Here is a 20,298-nt window from a genome sequence, read left to right on the forward strand (position 1 = left end):
TTATGCTTTTTCGAGCAGCATATAGACAAAAAATGAAAAATCACGTATAATTTATAAATGCCAGCGATTTACTGTTTAACTATGCGACGACATTTGAATTTAAATCAATTATAAAAAAGGGGGCGTCCGGGGTGGATTCGGCACAGAAAAAACCGAAGGTACTGATGACGGCTTCCGTTGCATCGATGATTGATTTATTCAATATGAGCAACATTGATGTTTTACAGTCAATGGGGTATGAAGTTCATGTGGCGGCTAATTTTCAAAGCGGCAATATCACCGATCAGAAACGGGTAGATGAATTCAAGGCGGAACTGGCCGCTCGCGGCATCAAAGTATACGATATTCCGGTGCCGAGAAACATTTTTGCTTTTAAAAAGATTGCAGAATCCGACCGGATGTTTCGAAAAATTTATACGGAGAACCAATACCGGTTTGTCCACTGCCATTCCCCGATCGGCGGGGTTTTGGCGCGGCTTTGTGCACGGAAAGTTCGAAAAAAACAAGGCACAAAGATGGTATACACGGCGCATGGGTTCCATTTTTTCAATGGCGCACCGCTGCATTACTGGCTTTTTTACTTTCCCATCGAGTGGTATTGTTCTTTTTTCACAGACGTTTTAATCACCATCAATCATGAGGATTTTCGCTTTGCCCAAAAGCATTTGCGTGCCAAAAAGACCACCTATGTGCAGGGCGTGGGCGTTGATTTATTGCGGTTTTCCGAAGGTACGGCAGCGTTGCAGACCCTGCGAAAAGAACTCGGAATTCCTGAAGATGCTTTTGCGGTTATCACAGTGGGTGAATTATCTGCAAGAAAGAATCAACAGGTAATTTTAAAAGCAATCGCAGCGTCAAATCGGAATATTCATTACATATTGGTAGGCTTTGGGCAGGAAGAACATTATTTGCGCCGTTTGTCCGAAGAGTTTGGCATCACAGACCGGGTGCATTTTCTCGGATATCGAAGTGATGTTGCAGATCTGTATCACGCTGCCGATGTATTTTGTTTCCCGTCATTTCATGAGGGGTTATCGCTGTCGTTGATGGAGGCGATGGCTAGTGGGCTGTCGGTATTGTGTTCTGATATCCGAGGGAATCGGGATTTAATCGTCGATAAAAAAGGCGGTTTTCTCTATGCGCCGACGGACGTGTCGGCATTTGCCGAGGGATTGACGATCTTGGTGGATGATCCCTCATTGAGAGCGCGTTTCGGCGCATTTAACGCCGAACGGATTCGGGATTTTTCCTCCGAAGTCATCGGGGAAAAGATGCGGGGGATTTATCGGGAATTATGAAAAAGATCTTTTTTGTCCTCGGGGGAATGAGCCGGGGCGGCGCGGAACGGGTGATTTCAATTTTGGCGAACCGCTGTGCCCAAGACAATTGGGATGTCAGTGTTTTGATGCTGTTGACCAACCGCTGCGAATATCCGCTGAACCCCGCGATAAAATTGATTGATTTGACGGGCGGAGGCGGCTCCCGGATGAAAAAAGCGCCGTATTGGATCCGGGAACTCAGGGCTTTGATGCGTCTTGAAAAGCCGGACGTGGTGGTCTCGTTTGTCGCCCGTATTAACTTGCTCACGTTGTTTGCGGCAAGAGGATTGCAGCAGCGGGTAATTATCTCAGAGCGAAACGACCCTACTATGGACGGCAGAAGTGTTCTTGTCAAGTTTGCGACGAATCTGCTTTACTCAAAAGCCGACGGCATTGTCTTTCAGACCGAGCGTGCAAAGAATTACTTTAAAAAGCGGATTGCGGAGAAAAGTGTGGTCATCGGCAACCCTGTTCAGGTAAGCATACAGGCAAAATCGGAAAAACAGAATAAAATTGTCACGGCAGGGCGGTTGATGGCACAAAAAAACCATAAGATGCTCATCGACGCGTTTTCCCGGGTACATCAGGATTTTCCGGCGTGCAGGCTTTACATATACGGAGAAGGGGATTTACGCTGCAAGTTGGAAAAGCAGATCCGCGAACTCGGTTTGGAGGGATATGTCTTTTTACCCGGGAATATGGCGGATATCCACGAGCGTATTTCCGACGCAAAACTGTTTGTTTTATCTTCGGATTATGAGGGGCAATCCAATGCTTTATTGGAAGCGATGGCAATGGGTCTGCCGGTGATCTCGACCGACTGTGCCGGTTCGGACGAGGTGATCAGAGACGGCGAAAACGGTCTGCTTGTTCCGGTCGGAGACACGGATGCAATGGCGGTAAGCATTGAAAAACTGCTCGGGAACGATGAATTATGCGCAATTATGGGTGCACAAGCGAAAAAAGACGTTAAAAAATTTGATGCGGGATATATTCTCAGGCGGTGGTGTGATTTATTGATCGGAAGCGATAAAATCGAGACGGAGCGTGAGACGAATGAAACTCGAGACTCTCATCAAACAGACCGTGATGCGGCTGCTGCCGGCCAAATGGTGGGTAAAAATTGATTACCGATTCCATATGGGGCGAAAGTGCAACCTTAAGAACCCCCGGACATTCAACGAAAAACTCTGCTGGCTGAAGGTATATCACAAAGATAACGAGCGGACAAAGCTGGTGGACAAATATGCGGTGCGGCAATATATAGCCGATAAACTCGGACAAGCGTATGTAGTTCCGTTGTTGGGCGTTTGGAAACGGTTTGATGAGATTGATTTCAATACGCTTCCCGAACAATTTGTGCTGAAGCCGAACCACACTTCCGGTGATGTGTTTATCTGCGAGGACAAATCAAAGATTGATAAAGAAGTTCTGCGTGAAACGGTGAACAAGTGGATGCGGCGCAGGTATTATCATCAGGGTCGCGAAAGGGAATATAAGAGAATCAAACCGCGCATTATTGCCGAAGAATATTTGACCGATCAAACCGGCCGTGGGGTGATGGATTATAAGTTTCTCTGTTTTAACGGAAAACCCCGCTGTCTTTACACCTGTCAGGACCGCAGAGATGAGACCGGGTTGAAGATCAATTACTATGATATGCAATGGCAGCCTCTGCCTATTATGAAAAAGCACAATATCATCGGCAAAACGATTGAGAAGCCTGCTTTTTTTGACGAGATGGTACACATCTGCGAACTTCTTTCAAACCCCTTTCCGTTCGTCCGGCTGGATCTTTACGAGACCGGCGGAAAAATCTATTTCGGTGAGTTTACGTTCTGCCCCGACGCCGGAGTGAAGAAATTTGTCCCTGAGGAGTGGGATAAAACATTGGGGGATTGGTTGGAATTGCCGTATAAAACCGATGAATACGAGGGAACCGTATGAGAGCGGAAAGTGTAAAATACTATTTAAAACATCCGCAGGCGTTTTTAATGCGGGTATCAGGAGCCGGATTGCTGAACTGGATACCTGATAAACCGTATCTTTTATGGTATTATCGTTTGATTATAAAAATGAGGCTCAATTTGAAGTCGCCGAAGACCTTTACTGAGAAAATTCAATGGCTCAAGCTTTATAACAGAACCCCGCTTCATACGCGGATTTCAGATAAATATGCCGTTCGGGAATACATTGCAAATCGAGTCGGCATGGAATACACGGTGCCGCTGCTGGGCATCTGGAACACTTTTGAAGAGATTGATTTTGACGAACTTCCGGAGCAATTTGTATTGAAAACCACCCACGACTGCGGCGGGAACTACATCTGCAGGGATAAACGCTTATTGGATATCAGCGCCGCGAAAGATAAAATCGAGCGGCACTTGCGGCACAATTATTACCCTTATTATCGGGAATGGGCATATAAAGATATCCGACCCCGCATTATTGCGGAGGAATATCTGGTCGATGAGAGCGGATATGAACTTAAAGATTACAAATTTATGTGTTTTAACGGACATCCCAAGTATGTTAATGTCTGTAAAAACAGAGAGAGCCAAGCTCATCCGGCGGTTGACATGTTTGATATGCAGTGGAAACCCTTGGAGGATAAAATTAGATACAGGGATTATCAGCCCAGTGGCTGCGTTTTTGAACGACCGCAATCTTTTGAAAAAATGATTGAATTCTGCAAGATTCTCGCCAAGCCGTTTCCGTTCGTCCGGGTGGATTTTTACAATATTCAAGGCGAGATTTATATCGGTGAGCTTACCTTATATCCGGCTGCCGGGTATGCGGTTTATGAGACAAACACGATGAATGAGACGGTGGGCAGTTGGTTGATACTGCCTGAAAGGAAAAAAGAACAAAAAGCGTGAAAGGAATCGAAAACGAATGCGGGTTTTATTATATATCAATTCTCTGAGCAACGGCGGCGCTGAGCGGGTCATGTCGGTTTTAGCCAACGGACTGAATGCCCATGGGCATGATATCGTATTGATTACGGATTATTATAGGGGGAACGAATATCAAATTCCGGATTCCGTTGAAAGAATTGTTTTAGTTGGAAAATTCGAAGAAAGACCTCCGGGAATGTCTCGCAGCCGTAGTATTTTCAATATCAGAAACCTGCGTTTGCTATTTGAAATAATTCATCGAAATAATTCCAGTATAAAAAAATTGCGTACGCTTTGTATAGAGAGAAAGTTCGACGTTTTAATTTCATTTCTGCCCAAGAATAACTTTAGAGCGCTTTTAGCGGTAAGGCGTTTGAAAATTAAAAATTTGATTTCCGTCAGAAATGATCCTGGAAAAATATTTAAATCCCTGTGGCTCAGGAGATTGGTAAAGCTTCTGTATCGTTTTACCGACGGATGTGTATTTCAAACAGAAGAGCAGAAGAACCGATTCCCTGTGCAAAAACTAAAAAACTTTCGTATCATTCCGAACCCCGTTTCCGATGTGTTTTATCAAACGGAGCGCGCGGAAAGCGGACACAAAGACATTGTCGCTGTCGGGCGTTTGGAACCTCAAAAGAATTTTCCGATGTTGATCCGGGCGTTTGCAAGGATCGCGGATGATTTCCCAAACGAAAATCTGGTGATTTACGGGAAAGGAAAGTTGAAGGAAGAGTTGGCGGAACTCGCAAAAAAAATCGGTTTGTCTGATAGAATCCGGTTTCCCGGCAATGTACCCGACATCGCCGAAAAGATAAAAAACGCGCGGCTGTTTGTTCTGAGTTCGGATTGGGAGGGGCTGCCGAACGCGCTGATGGAGAGTATGGCCATCGGACTGCCGGTGATTGCGACGGATTGCGCGGGCGGAGGAGCACGCGCGTTGATTCATGACGGCGTAAACGGCCTGTTGATCCCAAAAGGCGACGAGCAGGCGTTGGCGAATGCCATGCGTAAATTGCTGGAAAGCCAAGCGCTTTCCGATGATCTCGGAGAAGCAGCAAAACAGAGCGCTCAGGCCTATAGGACGGACGAAATAGTCGCCCGGTGGGAGGAATATCTTCTGGAGATCGGAGGGGAAAATGACGGGCGAATCGATCAAACGATTTTTTAAAAGTCCGGGGGCTGCGTTACAAATGTTGTCTTACGCGGGCCTGTTGTTTTGGCTGCCGGACAAACCGTATATTCAATTATTTTACCGCACGGCTTTTCACCGCAAGTTGAACTTGAGAGACCCGAAGACCTACAGCGAAAAAATCCAGTGGTTAAAATTATATCATCGCGACCCGCTGTATACGGTGCTCTCGGATAAATACGCCATGAGGGGTTATGCGTCTGAAATACTCGGCGACGATTATATGGTACCGCTTCTGGGCATTTGGGACACATTCGGGGAAATCAATTTCGAAAAGCTGCCGAATCAATTCGTACTCAAATGCACCCGCGACAGCGGCTCAGTTATCATTTGCCGTGATAAAACGACATTTGATAAAGCAAAAGCAAAAACACGGCTTGAAAAAACAATGAAAAGGAATTATTATCGAATCACCCGGGAATGGGGATACAAAAACATCCGGCCGCGCATTATTGCGGAGAAATATCTGTTTGATGAGAATGAATGCGGTTTAAAAGATTATAAATTCACCTGTATGAACGGCGAACCCCGCTATCTGTTTACTTGCCAAAACAGAGGCGGAGAAGGCGGGCTTCAGGTGGACGCCTATAATATGCAGCTGCAGCATCTGGAACTAAGAGAAAAAAATTATGCAAACAGCCCGAAACCTTTTGCGGCGCCCGCATCATTAGAAAAAATGCTTCAAATCTGCAGGACCATTGCAAAACCGTTTCCGTTGATCCGCATTGATTTATATGACGTATGCGGTAGACCGTATATCGGAGAATTCACTTTTTATCCGGCGGGAGGATTAAACCGCTTTTACCCCGAAGAATGGGACGATTACATCGGAAGTGGACTTATTTTACCTGAAAAAGATTCTGAAATCAAAAAACGGAGTATTTAAAAATGAAGTGCAGAGAACGGTTTGAACAAATTTATCATCATGAACCCGAAAGCATGGGATTTTGCCCCTATCGCGTTTGCCCTATCGGCGCGCATTCGGATCACCAATACGGAAAGATTACAGGTTTTGCGATTGATCAGGGGATTCACATTGCTTATGCGCCCAAACAAAACGGAGTTATCGAATTGGTTTCGTTAAATTTTGATAAGCGGGCACAGTTTCACATTCATGAAGTGCCGAAGCAAAAACAAAACGACTGGGCAGATTATCTGCGCGGTGCAACACTTTTAATGGGCAAAAAATATCAGTTGCAAAAAGGTCTTGCAGGTGTGGTTGAAGGAGATCTGCCGATCGGCGGGCTTTCTTCGTCCGCGGCGGTAATCATCGCGTTTCTCAGTGCACTTTGTAAAGTGAACGAGATTATGCTTAGGCCGGAAGAGATGATTGAACTTGCATTGCGCGCCGAGAACGACTATGTGGGTGTGGCCTGCGGAACATTGGATCAGTCCTGTGAAATCTACAGTCGGAAAGATCATCTGCTTTATTTGGACACGAAAGACGACAGCCGAGAGCTGATTCCGGCAAACGTTGTGATGAAGCCCTATGAAATCGTCATCTTTTTCAGCGGTATTGAACGCATGTTGGGTGGTACGAAATACAATATGCGGGTAGATGAGTGCAAGGCGGCCGCTTATGCATTGATGGGTTTTTCGGGTATGGAATACGGCGATTTTAAAGATGCGCGTTTACGGGATATCTCGCGGAAGGTTTTTGAGCGATATCAGAGAAAACTCCCGGAGAACTGGCGAAAACGGGCGGTGCATTTTTATACCGAATTCGAGCGGGTGGAACAAGGTGTTGAAGCCTGGCGGAAAGGCGATATCGAGAAATTTGGTCAACTGTGTTTTGAGAGCGGAAAAAGTTCCATTGTGAATTACGAGACCGGCTCGCCCGAACTGATCGCGCTTTATGAGATCATGCGCAAAACCGACGGCATTTACGGCGGGCGGTTTTCCGGCGCGGGATTCAAGGGCTGCTGCATGGCGCTCATTGATCCGGCATTTCGGGATAGTATCGAAAAAGCGGTCACGAGCGAATATTTAAAGCAATTTCCGAACTTGGCGGATAAATTTTCGGTTCATTTTTGCCAAACCGCCGACGGCGTTCGGCTGTGAGAAGGGGAATGAGCGTTTTGACAGTGCAATCTAAAATTTTAGTGACGGGCGCTGCGGGATTTATCGGGGCGGCGCTGTCGAAAAAATTGCTAGAGGCGGGATTGTCCGTCGCCGGTGTTGACAATCTCAACGATTATTACGATGTAAAATTAAAATATGCCCGTCTGGATTTGTTAAAAGCATATCCGAATTTTACGTTTCACCGAATGGATTTGGCAGATAAAGCCGCAGTTGATGAACTGTTTGCAAAAGAGAAATTCGATATCGTCGTGCATCTGGCGGCGCAGGCGGGTGTGCGGTATTCCATCACCCATCCCGAGGCCTATATTCAAAGCAATATCGTCGGGTTTTTTAATATCCTCGAGGCCTGCCGCCATCACCCTGTGAAAAATCTGGTGTATGCGTCGAGTTCGTCGGTATACGGGGCGAATCAAAAAGTGCCGTATTCGGCCGAGGACAAGACCGATATGCCGGTCAGTTTGTATGCCGCAACCAAAAAAGCCGACGAGGCCATGGCCTACAGCTATGCGAAACTCTATCAAATCCCGTCGGTCGGCCTGCGCTTTTTCACGGTTTACGGGCCGATGGGCCGTCCCGACATGGCCTATTTCAGTTTCACGGATAAGATGGTTCGGGGCGAAAAGATACCGCTTTTCAACTACGGCGAGATGAAGCGCGACTTCACTTATATCGACGACATCATCGAGGGCATTATCAACGTGATGCAAAAACCGCCTGTGCAGGACGAAAACGGCGCACCGCACAAGATTTACAACATCGGCAATAGTCATCCCGAAACCCTTACCGACTTTGTGGCGACATTGGAAAACTGCCTGATGACGGCGGGCGTCATCAAGCAGCCGGCGGAAAAAGAATATCTCCCGATGCAGCCCGGCGACGTCTTGCAGACCTATGCCGACGTCAGCGAACTGGAACGGGATTTCGGATTCAAACCCCGCACGAGCTTAAAAGACGGTCTGACCGCGTTTGCAAAGTGGTATAAAGAATATTATAAAATTTAATGGGTTCTCGGCGGGAGCCATAACCAATGCGACGGGACGGCGGGCCAATCGTAGTCGATGAACGATTGGAGCGCGGGACTGTCGCTTTTTTTCAGCACCGAGAACGCGGCACGCAGCGCCCACAGATAAAACGACTGGTCCAAGATGTTGGCGTCACCGGCGCGCGATAGGGTCTCGTAAGAAGCGGAATGGTGCAGGTATTCGCGGTTTTGGCGCGAGACCAACACGCCGTCTTTGTTGATTTTATCGTTTAAAATAGCAATGGCGGCTTTTTCTAGCGCAGTTTCGATTTCTTTGCGGCGGTAATCCTGCCGCTGATAATTAATTGCCAACAAGGTCATGCAGTCGACGTCTTTGCAGTTGTCGGATTCGGAATCAAGGCGGTCGGGCGAATCCAAACCGAAGCGATGATCGTTGACATTTTGCAGAGAGAGCAGAGTATCGGTCTGGGCTTTTCGGACGTTTTCGGGGATCGGATGCCCGTCGTAATCGTAAAACCAGAGCTGGTGCGCGCCGCCCATGACCGGAACCGAGACCCATTCGAATTTTAAATCGCTGCGGTCGTTGGGCAAGATGTTTCCGGAAAAACCGTTATTCCAGATTCTTTTCGGGTCGCCGTTAAGTTCTCCGTACCAAAAACCCGTGACGCCGAAGTTTTCGTCATGCCACTTGTACCAAACCTCGTCGAGCATCTTTCGCGCCTGTGCAGCGGTAGGCGTTCCGGATTCCCACTGCGTAATCTGCCACAAAATACAGGCCGGGTACCAGAACTCGTTGCCCATCCACCAGGGGTTGTGGCGGCGGTAGTTGCCGTCTTTTTGGTAGGCGTTCCAGTCGCGTCTCCAAAGGTATTCTTCAAGATAGGATTGCTCCAAAAACCGCCCGGTCATGCTGCCGGAGGAAAGCGGATATTTCGATTTGCCGCCGAGCAGCATCATGGTCGGACACAGTGAGGACACAAAATGATCGTGCATATGGTACCACGGGTGGGTACAGAGCGAAAAATCCCGCCAAGCACGATGATTTTTCGGGCGCACATACGGGCCGAGATAATAGCCGGTTTCCCGGTCTTGATATTGATTGAAATAGGCGATCCAGGCGTCTTTGTTTTCCTGCGGCAGCTGCTCGGTCAGCCCGTAAAAATAATAGGTCTCGAGTGCCGAATGGCCGCCTTCCAGCGATTCGCAGCCGCCCGGTGTCGAAGAAAACCGCCAGTCGTTTTCAGCCATGCGTTGTGAAAATGATTTTTTCAAGACACGAATCTGATCGTCGGTTTTGATAAAAGCCCTTGCTGCAGGCGTCAGCACGCTGTTTTCGCCGCTTGACTCCCAACCGACAGCATTGAAAACCCCGTTCGAAGGACAACAGTTCTCCAGAAAAGCCAGGGTATTGTTTTTAAGCGTCATGAAGTCAGTCATATTCACTTTTCACTCTCCTATACGGCTTTTTGAGATACGGATCCGCCGAAAGACCTCTTTGGAGCCACCGGTCCGGAAAGCGCTGAAAATGGCCCGGGAATAAGCGACGGGGAAGGTCAGCGCTTTCCATACCGTCAGCCGGCGGGCGAGTTTCGGCATAATGGGATTCCCCCGCAAAATCCGTCGTATTGCCGAATCTGAAGCGGGAGAGGGTATATATCCTCTTTTCAATCCGGTCAGTTCCAACTTTTCGAGCGCACCGTTTTTGAGTGTGGCATAGTATTCTCGGAACACAGCAGCGCTTTTGCAGGTAGTCAGAAAACTCGTATTCATAATCGCATTCATCGAACAGACTCCGCGCTTAACTTGATTGTAAAACGGCAAAGAAGCGGCGAAATCGTGCAGCAGCAGTGTTGATTCGATACGGCACAACGGTGCTTTATCGAGGGTGTCTTCAATACTGGTTCCGGTGCCGATTCGATACAGCATAAGTTTGATATCCGACAGCACAATCCGGTCTGCCAGCAGCATCAATGAGAGCAGATAGACATAATCTTCACAGTTTCTCAGGGATGTAAATTGAATTCCGGATTCCTTTAAAAATGAACGCCGAAAGATTTTCGAATGCACACAGATTTTAAATTTCAATGCGAAAAATTCAGGATCGTCACGCCAAGAAAACGGATGCCCGATCGGCGGACGATCCGCATAAAAAATTTCGGTCGGGATAATGATCTCACCGGTCTGATGCTGATAAATATCACTACAGAATTCGACCATATCAGCATTGCTTGCGTATGCGAATTCTACGGCGGGAGCAAGTTTTTGGTCGTATAAAAAATCATCTGCATCTAAAAAGAGGATGTATTCGCCAACGGTGGCGGCAAGTCCTGTGTTTCTGGCGGATCCGACTCCTCGGTTTTGCTGGTGAATGACTTTGACACGCACATCCTTTTCGGCATATCCGTCGAGAATCAAGCCCGAAGAATCGGTTGAGCCGTCGTCGATCGCAATGATTTCAAACTCATCAAGGCCTTGATTCAACACACTGTCAAGGCATTGGCACAAGTACATTTCCTTGTTGTATACAGGAATGATAACCGAGAGTTTCAAACTGAAATCATCCTTTCATAGGGAGTGCTTTCCTTTATGTACAGTGGAACAATGCGCATCATCTTTTTGCAAAGAGAGGCGGCGTCGAATTTCTGCCGGACCGTTATGGAAAAGCCGATAGAAAAACCACCGCACGGATCCGCCGAAAAAGGTGATGCCCTTCCAGAACCGGATGGTTTTGCGGGCATTTTTCGGCATTGCGGGGTTTCCACGCAAAATGCGTCTGACCGCATAATCGGCGAAGGGAGAATGCAGATATCCGCGAGGCAATCCGAACAATTCCTCCCGTTCGAGCGCGCCGTTTTTTAAGGCATTGTAATATTCCCGGAATGCTTTTGCGGTACGGCAGGAGGATAAAAATCCGATATGGATATGCGCATTAATTCGAGCGACGCCTTTTTTGATCTGGGAATAAAACGGCTGAGTTGCCGCGAAATCGTGAAATGCGTCAGTGGCTTCAATGCGGCCACAGGGGTCGCTTTCGAGAAGGTCTTCTATGCTATCGCCGATATTGACCCGGTAATTACAGAGAAAAAGATCGGAGCAGACAATCTTTTTCGAGAGAATCAGATGAGAAAATGTATGATCAAAGTCCTCGGAGTTGTTGGCAGCTCTGAATTTAACACCGGAGTTTTGCAGCAAAGCGCGGCGATATAATTTTGAATTTACGCCGGAATAGAAAAAGAGAAAGAAATCATCAGGAAAATCATGCCATGAAAACACTCTGCCGGATTCGGGCGGTTTCAGATAAGAGGCGTAGTGCAGCGGTTGAGACGTTCCGGTTTTATCATTATATTCGTCGATTTGAAAAACGGCGGTATCAGCGTCATGGGTGACGGCGAATTGATAAGCTGCTCCGAGTCGGTTTTTATGCAGAAAGTCGTCTGCGTCGAGAAAAAGGATATATTCACCGACGGCCAATTCCAAACCCGCATTACGCGCATAGCCGCAGGAGGAATTCTTTTGGTGAATGACGCTGACGCGGGGGTCTTTGGCGGCATATTCGTCGAGAATTTTGCTTGAGGAATCCGTTGAGCCGTCATCTACAGCAATCAATTCAAGGGAATCAAGGTTTTGGCTTAGGACGCTGTCAATACATTGATGCAGGTATTTTTCGGCGTTATAAACCGGAGTAATGATTGAAATTTTGATGTTTTCCATAATTGTCCCTTTTTGAACCTCCAAGAGTGGTCTTTGGGTTATTTAATCTTTGATAATTTTATTTTAGATGTTTTAAATGTTTAAACGTATGGCTAAAACCGTTTTCAAACGTCCGCGTGAAGAACCAGACTAGGCCCGGAATGAGGAAGGTCACTTCTTTCCAAAATAAAATATTTCTTTTTGCGTTTTTGGGCATAAAAGGCCCGAAGTATCTAATATGTCTCATTTCGGAGGAGATAAAGCGAGAATAAATATATTTTTTCGGAAGGTCTGTCAGTTCCATATGGCGTAGACCTTCGTCGTGAAGAGCAATGTACAGGGCTCTGAATGCTGCAGCGGTTTTATAATTAGAGAAAAATTCGTTCATAGATTTTGCGTTGAGATTGGCAATACCGCGTTTGATTTTCGGAAACCAAGGGAGGGATGCTGCAAAATCATGGATTGCCTCATTTGCGTAGAGGGTACACAGCGGATTTTTTTCACGCCCGTCGGTGATGCTGGTGCCGGTTCTGATACGGTAGTGCATCGTTGTGATATCGGAACAAACAACACGTTGTGCCAAAATCAGATTACAGAAGACAAAAAACACGTCATTGCAATTTGCCAGCGGCATAAACTCAATACCGGTTTCTTTGAGGAATTCGCGGCGGAAGAATTTTGCGCAGATAATGCCGGAAAACATCAAAGGAAACCGGTCGGGATCGTCATGTATGGAAAAAACCGTACCGTATGGAGGATGCGGAATCAAATGAACGTTATGGGGCGTCTCAAAGACGCCGATATCATCGCAGTAATGATTCATCAAAAATACGGCGACATCGGCATCATGGGATTCGGCAAATTCATAAGCGCTTTTCAGACAGTTTTCGGGCATAAAGTCATCCGCATCAAAGAAGGTCACATAGTTTCCGGTTGCCAACGCCATTCCATGATTTCTGGCCGGTCCCGCTCCTTGGTTTGATTGACGGATGACTTTGACTCTGGAGTCTTTTTGGGCGTATTCGTCGAGAATTATGTAGGAATTGTCGGTCGAACCGTCGTCTACTGCAATAATTTCAAAATCCATAAGGTCTTGATTCAAGATACTGTCAAGACATTGATTCAAATATTTCGCAGCGTTGTAAACGGGAATAACAACTGACAATTCCATAGGTTTATTTGTCCTTTTTTATATGGGCGTGAATCAGGCTTTCGTATGCATTAAAATCAATCTTTTTAATGATCTGTTCCAGCTCGTCGTCCCCCATGACGGTATTACGCCCTCCGGCATATTCGATGTCGACCTGTTCTTTGACCTTGGCAACCAGATCGCTCTTTTTATCAATGCATTTATCGTCGTCCAGGCGGAAGAAGCGGTTCATCCAGAGTGCGATACCGGCGAGGCCGCTGTGGGAATCGACTGCGACTGTCGGCGGGCGGTGCAGCAGCTTATGGGTGTTGAAAATATTATAAATCTCCTCGTCCTTGAGCAGTCCGTCGGCATGGATACCGGCGCGGGTAACGTTAAAGTTACGGCCGACAAACGGGGTGCGCGGCGGAATCTCGTAGCCGATCTCGTCTTCAAAATAGCGGGCAATCTCGGTAATCACCGGCAAGTTCATGCCGTCGTTGGTCCCGTGCAGGGCACAGTATTCCATAACCATCGCTTCGAGCGGACAGTTGCCGGTACGCTCGCCGATGCCGAGCAGGGCGCAGTTGACGCTGCTGCTGCCGTAAAGCCAGGCGGTGGAGGAGTTGGTGACAACTTTATAAAAATCGTTGTGACCGTGCCACTCGAGCAGTTCGCTGGGGATATGGGCATAATGCATCAGACCGTAGATGATGCCCGGTACGCTTCTGGGGAGCGCCACGCCGGGGAAGGAGACGCCGTAGCCCATCGTGTCGCAGGCGCGGATTTTAATCGGGATACCGGATTCGACCGAGAGCTCATGCAGGGCTCTGGCCAGCGGCACCACAAAGCCGTAAAAATCGGCGCGGGTGATGTCTTCAAAGTGACAGCGCGGACGGATACCGTATTCCAGCACCGATTTGACCACGCCGAGATATTTGTCGAGGGCTTTCTGACGGGTCAGCCCCATTTTGTTGTAGATGTGATAATCTGAGCAGCTGACAAGAATGCCGGTCTCTTTGATGCCGATCTCCTTGACAAGTTTGAAATCATTTTCACTGGCGCGGATCCAGCTGGTAACTTCGGGGAATTGATAACCCAAAGACAGGCACTTGTCGACTGCCTCACGGTCTTTTTGCGTATAGACGAAAAACTCACTCTGACGGATCAGACCCTTCTTGCCGCCGAGGCGGTGCATCATCGTGTACAGATCGACGATTTGCTTGACCGTGAACGGAGAGGTGGACTGTTGACCGTCGCGGAAAGTGGTATCGGTGATCCACAGGTCATTCGGCGTGTTCATCGGGACGACACGGTGGTTGAAAGCGATTTTGGGCACGCTTTCATAGTCAAACAGGTTGCGGTAGAGATTCGGGGTCTCGCGCTCCTGAAGTTGATATTCATATACCGATTGTTCCAAAACATTGGTGTTTTTGGAGAAATATACGGTTTTGAGATCGTCCTCGGTGCGATCGGGTCTGGGGTTGGTTGCCATATGTACGCCCTCCTTTATAGCGGTTTCCGGAAAAAGATGAAATTAACTGATAATTATAATCGGATTTTCATGTTTTGTCAAATTAAGTATTCTGATTATTTTATGCAAAATAACGAATAAAAATCCGTGGAATAAATCCGGTTTTCCTATTTAATAGTACCATACGGGTCGGTTATTGTCAATTTTGGAAAAAGCGACAAAAATATTAAGCAGTCCTTTCCGCGTTTCGTGAAAAACGCAAAAGAGAATTATCTTCATGTAATAAAATTCACAGTGGTTTTTATGATTGATCGACTATTCACCACCGGTTTGCGAATCAATCAAATCAAGCAGTTCGATACTGTGGGAGTCAACCTTTCGGAAAAACGGAAGGCCGCTTGCTTTGATTGTTTCAAATTCATCTCGTTCAAACACATGAACAGAATTTGTGTATTTGAAAAACATTGTTGTGCAGGCGTTTGAATTCATATGAGAGACGGGAAGGCACTGCTCGCGGAACGGAGAATTAAATAATATCGTGTGGATATAAGATTCGTCCGGTGCGAAGACAGTCTTGAAAAAGGCGTTGACTTCCGGGTGCGTGTCAAAAAAAGCAACCACATACTCTGCTGCTGCACGGGTTAGGGCGATATGTGTCCACCCACACCAGAGCGGACACACTTTACCGTCGATGGTGATTGTCGGTTTGCGTATGTAAAGAGCGAATTTGAATTTACTGAACAGCTGGCCCTGCAGCAGGTCCGACATGATAAAAAACGGATTTCTGCTGTCCTTATGCCAATAAATGCGAAATTTATACAGATGACGTTTTTGCCCGCTGTCGGTGACATTCAATGCCGATAGATATTCTTTTTTGGGATCGGAGAAAAATTTTTCGATCCCGGTATTGGAAAGAGCGGAATAACAGGGCATTTGTAAAACGACAAAACGATTGAAGTCCCCCGCTTTCAGAGCGGCACGGATAAGCTCGATTTCGGCACGCAGGATAGAAAACCCCGCCCAACGGATTTGCTGCCGCTCCGAGATGAAAACAGCGTTTTCGGCTGCCAGAAACGGCGTGATGTCAGTCTTTTTGTCAATATGAAAAAAGACAGCATTTTGTGTGCCCTTGGTTAATTTATCGGTTAGCCGAATGGCGATTTGGGGATTATTATGTGCCAAAGCCAAAAATGCAATCTTCATAAAATCACCCGAATTAATTAAATTTGCCGCAAAAGCAGGGAAGGTGTGAAGGATAAAAAAGCGAAACGGGATTGTATTTGAATTTAAAAGCAGCGTTCTTTTCGTGTTTTGCGGCACTCTTTGGGATTTGTTTGCCGGTCGCAGTAATAACAGATTTCGTTCTTCAGTTCGCCGCCGGCGAAAAAGGCGTCGAGGTTTTTCAGGGTTACCTCGGCGATATTATGCAGCGCTTCAGTGGTGAAGTACGCCTGATGCGAGGTAATGATGACGTTCGGCATGGCTGAGAGCAGGGCGAGCGTATCGTCGTTCACCCCGGATTCCGAGTGATCCTCGTAGAAGAAATCTGCCTCCTCCTCGTAGACGTCCAGACAGGCGCCGCCGATTTTTTTGGCTTGCAGACCGGCCAGCAGATCTTCACTGTCGACCAAGCCGCCACGGGAGGTGTTGACGATGTATACGCCGTTTTTCATCTTATCAATGGAATCTTTGTTGATAAGGTGATGGGTCTGGTCGGTCAGCGGGCAGTGCAGGGAGATGAAGTCGGCGCTGCCCAGCAGGGTGTCCAAATCGGTATAGGCAAAATCCGCATCTTTGGCGGGGAAGGGGTCATAAGCGAGGATGTTCATGCCGAAACCGCGGCAGATATCGATAAAAACGCGTCCGATGCGGCCTGTGCCGATGACGCCTGCGGTTTTGCCGTGCATATCGGTGCCGCACAGACCGTTCAGGCTGTAATTGTAATCACGGGTGCGATTGTAGGCCTTGTGAATTTTCCGATTGAGCGTCAGCAGCATGGCCATAGCGTGTTCCGCAACTGCATAGGGAGAATAAGCCGGAACGCGCATTACGTTGATTTTTCCGTAAGCAGCCTTAAAATCGACATTGTTATAACCGGCGCTGCGCATCGCGAGGGCTTTTACACCGAGTCCATACAGTTTCTCGATGGTTTTGGCGCCGATGTCGTCGTTGACAAAACCGATGACAGCCTCACAGCCGGAAGCGAGCGGGGCGGTATCCGGATTTAGCTTGGAATCGAAATAGCGAATCTCATAAGTTTTATTCTGTTCGTCAAAAGCTTTGATGTCATAGGGTTTCGCGTCAAAGAAAGCTACCTTTTTCATGGTCATAACCGCCCTTTCGTGCATATTGTATTCGTTTTGCGGCCTTGTATGCCGGTTTATTTTTGAGCCAGCATAAAGAACCGCGGAAATGGGAAAATCACCGTACCGTCTTCGCGGGCGGGGTAGTTCTCTCGGATTTTTTCAAGGATGCAGCGTTCAAACTTCGGGCGTTCCATCTCGGACAGGGCTTCCAGATAGGGTCGGAGGCCTGTGCCCCGGTACCATTCCAAAATCGCCTCGGCGCCGGGCAGAATGTGATAATAGGTTGTCATCCACAGATCGCAGATCCGGCTGTTTTTTACCAGAATATCGTAATATTCCGGTGGCGTCAGTGTGAAAAAAATCCGCGGGCCGGAGAAATGATCGCACCATTCCGGGCTCATGGCGGTCTGCCGGATCAGGCGCTGAATGGGGGTATCCTGATTCATCGGAACCTGAATGGCCAGATAGCCGCCCGGGAGGGCTGAATTGAGCAGCCGGGGGATCAGTGTGTCATGATTCGGTACCCATTGGATGCAGGCATTGGAGAAGACGAGATCGAACTTCCCCAGTGCAGAAAGATCGGCATTTACATCGGCCAGCACAAAATTTAAATCCGGATGGGCCTTTTTGGCTGCTTCGATCATATTCGGAGAGTTGTCAATACCGGTGACGGAAGCACCCGGAAAACGTTTTGCCAGCACGGCGGTACTGTTTCCCGGTCCGCAGCCGACATCAAGCACCTTTTGGGGCGACGTGAGCGGTACGTGCTCAGCCAAATCGACGGCAGGGCGAGTACGCTGGTTTTTAAATTTCAAATACTGCGTCGAGTCCCACTGCGGCATGAAAACGCCTCCTTTGGAAAAGAGTATATCATATCGGGCGTGTATTTTGCAAAAAAAATCCGTTCCACGGGGGCGGAACGGACAAAAGCAATATAAAACATGCCGCTTGAACCAAAAGAAACCAATGCTTGCAGGAATCTGCAGGCAAAGTATGCGGCTTTCGGAAGCAAATTATTGATGGAGCAGGCGGTCACCGGTTTGAATCCCGGCTTGTTCGGCGGCGCCGGAACGCAGTTCAAGTACGCTGTGGGCTTTTTTTACGGTCTTCAGAACTTTGGACGGCGGAATTTTCGCGTCGATTTTTAAAACGGTTCCGTCCTTGGCAAGATAGAGGATATCGATCGGATAGGTCATATTAAACGTGTGTACCTGATTACAGGGGACAAGCAGAAGACCGCTGATATTGTCGTCAAGGGTGCGTCCGATCAATCCCCGCAGGCGGGTGAAGAAGTTATTGGCGTAAAACGCGCGGCAGAGTACCGTCTCGTTTTTTGAGATTTCAATAATCCTCATGTAAAGACCTCGATCAGATTCATGACTGCCGGTCCGAGCAAAATGATGAAGATGACCGGGAAAATAAACCCGATTGTGGGCAGCATGATCTTGACAGGGGCTTTCATGGCTTTGGCCTGAATGCGCTGGCGGCGTTCGACTCTCAGACGATCGGCTTGAGAAGTGAGGACGTTTTTGATCGGAACACCGAGCTGTTCAGCTTGAATAATGGCGGTTGTGAATGCCGTAAGTTCTTTGACGTCGCAGCGATCTGCCAGTTCTTTAAAAGAAGTTCTGCGGGGGACGCCCATTTGGATGTTCTTTACTGCGGCGGCGAGTTCGCTGACGACAACGCCTTTGTTTTTTTGTGCAAGACGGGTGATAGAAGCATCCAGCCCCAACCCGGCTTCGGCACTGACAACCAACAGGTCCATCACGTCGGGGAGATCATGGACAATCTCCTCTTTGCGTTTTTTGACCTTGGAATTGACATAACTTTTCGGCCCCAGAATACAGGCGATCATGCCGAACAGCAGAATGAGAAGTTTATGAAGCATCTCAAGTGTGCTGAATCGGAAGATCAGCAGACAGATGAATAATACGACAACCGTTAAAATTGATTTAATTGTAGTGAATTCGGTAGCGGTAATTTCCTTACCGGCTGTTTTGAGCAGTCTGCTAAGCTTCTCCATGCTCTTGCTTTGCTTGGAAGAAGCTTGATCTTTGCGTTTGAAAGCAGAAGAAACCTTTTTTAAAAACGGTCGGACCAAGCGGTCTGCAAAACTCTTTTTTAATTCTTCGTCGCCGTACTCACGCTGCACATTTCGGATGGCGTTTAAACGGCGGCCTGTGGCATCCCATTTTTGCCCGACTCGAGCGAGTATCGCGACAACGATGGCAAAAACAGCGGAGACCACAGATAAAACGACATATCTCATCATTGGTTATCCTCACATTTTGATATTGACGATTTTACGCACAATCAGGAAGCCGATGGTTTCCATTGTGGCCGAAATCGCAAGCATAACGCGGCCGGCGGAAGTGGAAAAGAACATATTGATATATTCCGGGTTAAGGAACATCAACAGCAACAGCATGAAAATCGGTAAAGCACCGATAATATATCCGCTGAGGGTTCCCGACGCGGTCATGGCTTTGATCTCACCGCGCAGGCGGATGCGGTCTGCTATGGTCGCGGAGATGTTATCCAGCACTTCAGCGAGGTTACCGCCGATTTGGCGTTGGATGATGACTGCGTTGCAGATGAGCTCCAGATCCATATTGCCGGTGCGGGTAATCATCTGTTCAAAACTGGTTTCAAGGGGCATACCGAGCCTGGTCTCACGGCTGACCCTGGCAAATTCCTTTGAAATAGGGGGTTCCATTTCATCTGCAATGCTTTGCATGGCCGATTGAAAAGACATACCGGCGCGAATGGAGTTACTGATAATGGCAACAGCGTCGATAAGCTGTTTGTCAATTTTACCGAGTTGCTTATGGCGCTTGAAACGGACAAAGGCGATCGGAGCTGCGGCACCGATGATAACAACGCCGATACATAAAATGGGGTTGGCTCCGAAGAACAAAAACAACAGCGGAACCCCAACGGTGGCAATCACCCATATCAGAATAAATTCTTCGGCTCTTAAGGCGATTCCGGCGACATATAGTTCATCGGCCAATTTTTCGAGCTGCTTACGCTGTGCACGGGGCTTTTTCCCTTTCTTTTCACGGTGGCGCGTCTCTTCTTCCGGAGTGGTCAGAGCTTTGATGCGCTCCCGTTCGCGGACACGGTTTTTGGTCAGGGCGTATATAATCATAACCGCAAAACAAAAGACGACACTGGCTGCGGTGATGATCAGTCCGTATTTGATCAGATCCTGCAAATTAAAA

19 protein-coding genes are annotated in these 20,298 nt (G+C 47.7%); 8 read left to right on the top strand and 11 right to left on the bottom strand.

Going from position 1 to position 20,298, the window contains the following annotated elements; genetic code table 11:
* Nucleotides 1-131: 131 nt before the first annotated feature.
* From PK629_06730 to PK629_06765, 8 genes are read left to right on the top strand one after another with little or no spacing between them, the layout of a single operon-like run.
* Nucleotides 132-1,298, top strand: a complete 1,167-nt coding sequence (locus PK629_06730; GenBank protein HOP11167.1) for a glycosyltransferase family 4 protein — start codon at nucleotides 132-134, stop codon at nucleotides 1,296-1,298.
* Nucleotides 1,295-2,446 (top strand): glycosyltransferase family 4 protein, encoded by a 1,152-nt coding sequence (locus PK629_06735; protein HOP11168.1) that lies wholly within the window; start codon nucleotides 1,295-1,297, stop codon nucleotides 2,444-2,446. The genes PK629_06730 and PK629_06735 overlap by 4 nt, the downstream gene beginning before the upstream one ends.
* Complete coding sequence (locus tag PK629_06740) at nucleotides 2,376-3,266, top strand: ATP-grasp fold amidoligase family protein (protein ID HOP11169.1); 891 nt, start codon at nucleotides 2,376-2,378, stop codon at nucleotides 3,264-3,266. Before PK629_06735 ends, PK629_06740 begins: the two co-directional genes overlap by 71 nt.
* Nucleotides 3,263-4,198, top strand: coding sequence for an ATP-grasp fold amidoligase family protein (locus PK629_06745; GenBank protein ID HOP11170.1), 936 nt, complete (start codon nucleotides 3,263-3,265; stop codon nucleotides 4,196-4,198). Before PK629_06740 ends, PK629_06745 begins: the two co-directional genes overlap by 4 nt.
* 16 nt (nucleotides 4,199-4,214) lie before the next feature.
* On the top strand, nucleotides 4,215-5,387 hold the full coding sequence (locus PK629_06750) for a glycosyltransferase family 4 protein (protein ID HOP11171.1): 1,173 nt from the start codon (nucleotides 4,215-4,217) through the stop codon (nucleotides 5,385-5,387).
* Nucleotides 5,388-5,409: 22 nt separating this feature from the next.
* Nucleotides 5,410-6,294, top strand: coding sequence for an ATP-grasp fold amidoligase family protein (locus PK629_06755; GenBank protein HOP11172.1), 885 nt, complete (start codon nucleotides 5,410-5,412; stop codon nucleotides 6,292-6,294).
* 2 nt (nucleotides 6,295-6,296) lie between these two features.
* Nucleotides 6,297-7,469 (top strand): galactokinase family protein, encoded by a 1,173-nt coding sequence (locus PK629_06760; GenBank protein ID HOP11173.1) that lies wholly within the window; start codon nucleotides 6,297-6,299, stop codon nucleotides 7,467-7,469.
* Nucleotides 7,470-7,477: 8 nt separating this feature from the next.
* Nucleotides 7,478-8,491, top strand: a complete 1,014-nt coding sequence (locus tag PK629_06765; protein HOP11174.1) for an SDR family NAD(P)-dependent oxidoreductase — start codon at nucleotides 7,478-7,480, stop codon at nucleotides 8,489-8,491.
* Here PK629_06765 and PK629_06770 read toward each other — a convergent pair.
* The 11 genes from PK629_06770 to PK629_06820 form a co-directional block, all read right to left on the bottom strand.
* On the bottom strand, nucleotides 8,488-9,909 hold the full coding sequence (locus tag PK629_06770) for a hypothetical protein (protein HOP11175.1): 1,422 nt from the start codon (nucleotides 9,907-9,909) through the stop codon (nucleotides 8,488-8,490). The genes PK629_06765 and PK629_06770 overlap by 4 nt on opposite strands.
* A gap of 9 nt (nucleotides 9,910-9,918) precedes the next feature.
* Nucleotides 9,919-11,022, bottom strand: a complete 1,104-nt coding sequence (locus PK629_06775) for a glycosyltransferase family 2 protein (protein ID HOP11176.1) — start codon at nucleotides 11,020-11,022, stop codon at nucleotides 9,919-9,921.
* A 15-nt stretch (nucleotides 11,023-11,037) separates the two neighbouring features.
* Nucleotides 11,038-12,183: a glycosyltransferase family 2 protein gene (locus PK629_06780; GenBank protein ID HOP11177.1), complete on the bottom strand. Its 1,146-nt coding sequence runs from the start codon at nucleotides 12,181-12,183 to the stop codon at nucleotides 11,038-11,040.
* A 58-nt stretch (nucleotides 12,184-12,241) separates the two neighbouring features.
* The gene (locus PK629_06785; protein ID HOP11178.1) at nucleotides 12,242-13,333 is read right to left on the bottom strand and encodes a glycosyltransferase family 2 protein; all 1,092 of its coding nucleotides are present in this window, start codon (nucleotides 13,331-13,333) and stop codon (nucleotides 12,242-12,244) included.
* 4 nt (nucleotides 13,334-13,337) lie between these two features.
* A complete protein-coding gene (locus tag PK629_06790) occupies nucleotides 13,338-14,786 on the bottom strand; it encodes a 2-isopropylmalate synthase (protein HOP11179.1) in 1,449 nt (482 codons plus the stop codon).
* Between the two features lie 294 nt (nucleotides 14,787-15,080).
* Nucleotides 15,081-15,968 carry a beta-1,6-N-acetylglucosaminyltransferase gene (locus tag PK629_06795; protein HOP11180.1) on the bottom strand — a complete coding sequence of 296 codons (888 nt, stop codon included), beginning with the start codon at nucleotides 15,966-15,968 and terminating at the stop codon, nucleotides 15,081-15,083.
* An 83-nt stretch (nucleotides 15,969-16,051) separates the two neighbouring features.
* The gene (locus tag PK629_06800; protein ID HOP11181.1) at nucleotides 16,052-17,089 is read right to left on the bottom strand and encodes a 2-hydroxyacid dehydrogenase; all 1,038 of its coding nucleotides are present in this window, start codon (nucleotides 17,087-17,089) and stop codon (nucleotides 16,052-16,054) included.
* A gap of 56 nt (nucleotides 17,090-17,145) precedes the next feature.
* Nucleotides 17,146-17,913 carry a methyltransferase domain-containing protein gene (locus tag PK629_06805; GenBank protein HOP11182.1) on the bottom strand — a complete coding sequence of 256 codons (768 nt, stop codon included), beginning with the start codon at nucleotides 17,911-17,913 and terminating at the stop codon, nucleotides 17,146-17,148.
* A gap of 171 nt (nucleotides 17,914-18,084) precedes the next feature.
* Entirely contained in the window at nucleotides 18,085-18,426 is a 342-nt protein-coding gene (locus PK629_06810; GenBank protein HOP11183.1) for a DUF192 domain-containing protein, read from the bottom strand.
* Entirely contained in the window at nucleotides 18,423-19,346 is a 924-nt protein-coding gene (locus tag PK629_06815; protein ID HOP11184.1) for a type II secretion system F family protein, read from the bottom strand. Before PK629_06815 ends, PK629_06810 begins: the two co-directional genes overlap by 4 nt.
* Nucleotides 19,347-19,355: 9 nt before the next feature.
* Nucleotides 19,356-20,291, bottom strand: a complete 936-nt coding sequence (locus PK629_06820; protein HOP11185.1) for a type II secretion system F family protein — start codon at nucleotides 20,289-20,291, stop codon at nucleotides 19,356-19,358.
* Nucleotides 20,292-20,298 lie beyond the last annotated feature (7 nt).

This window comes from Oscillospiraceae bacterium, assembly GCA_035380125.1.
In the GTDB taxonomy this organism is placed as follows: Bacteria; Bacillota; Clostridia; order Oscillospirales; family JAKOTC01; genus DAOPZJ01.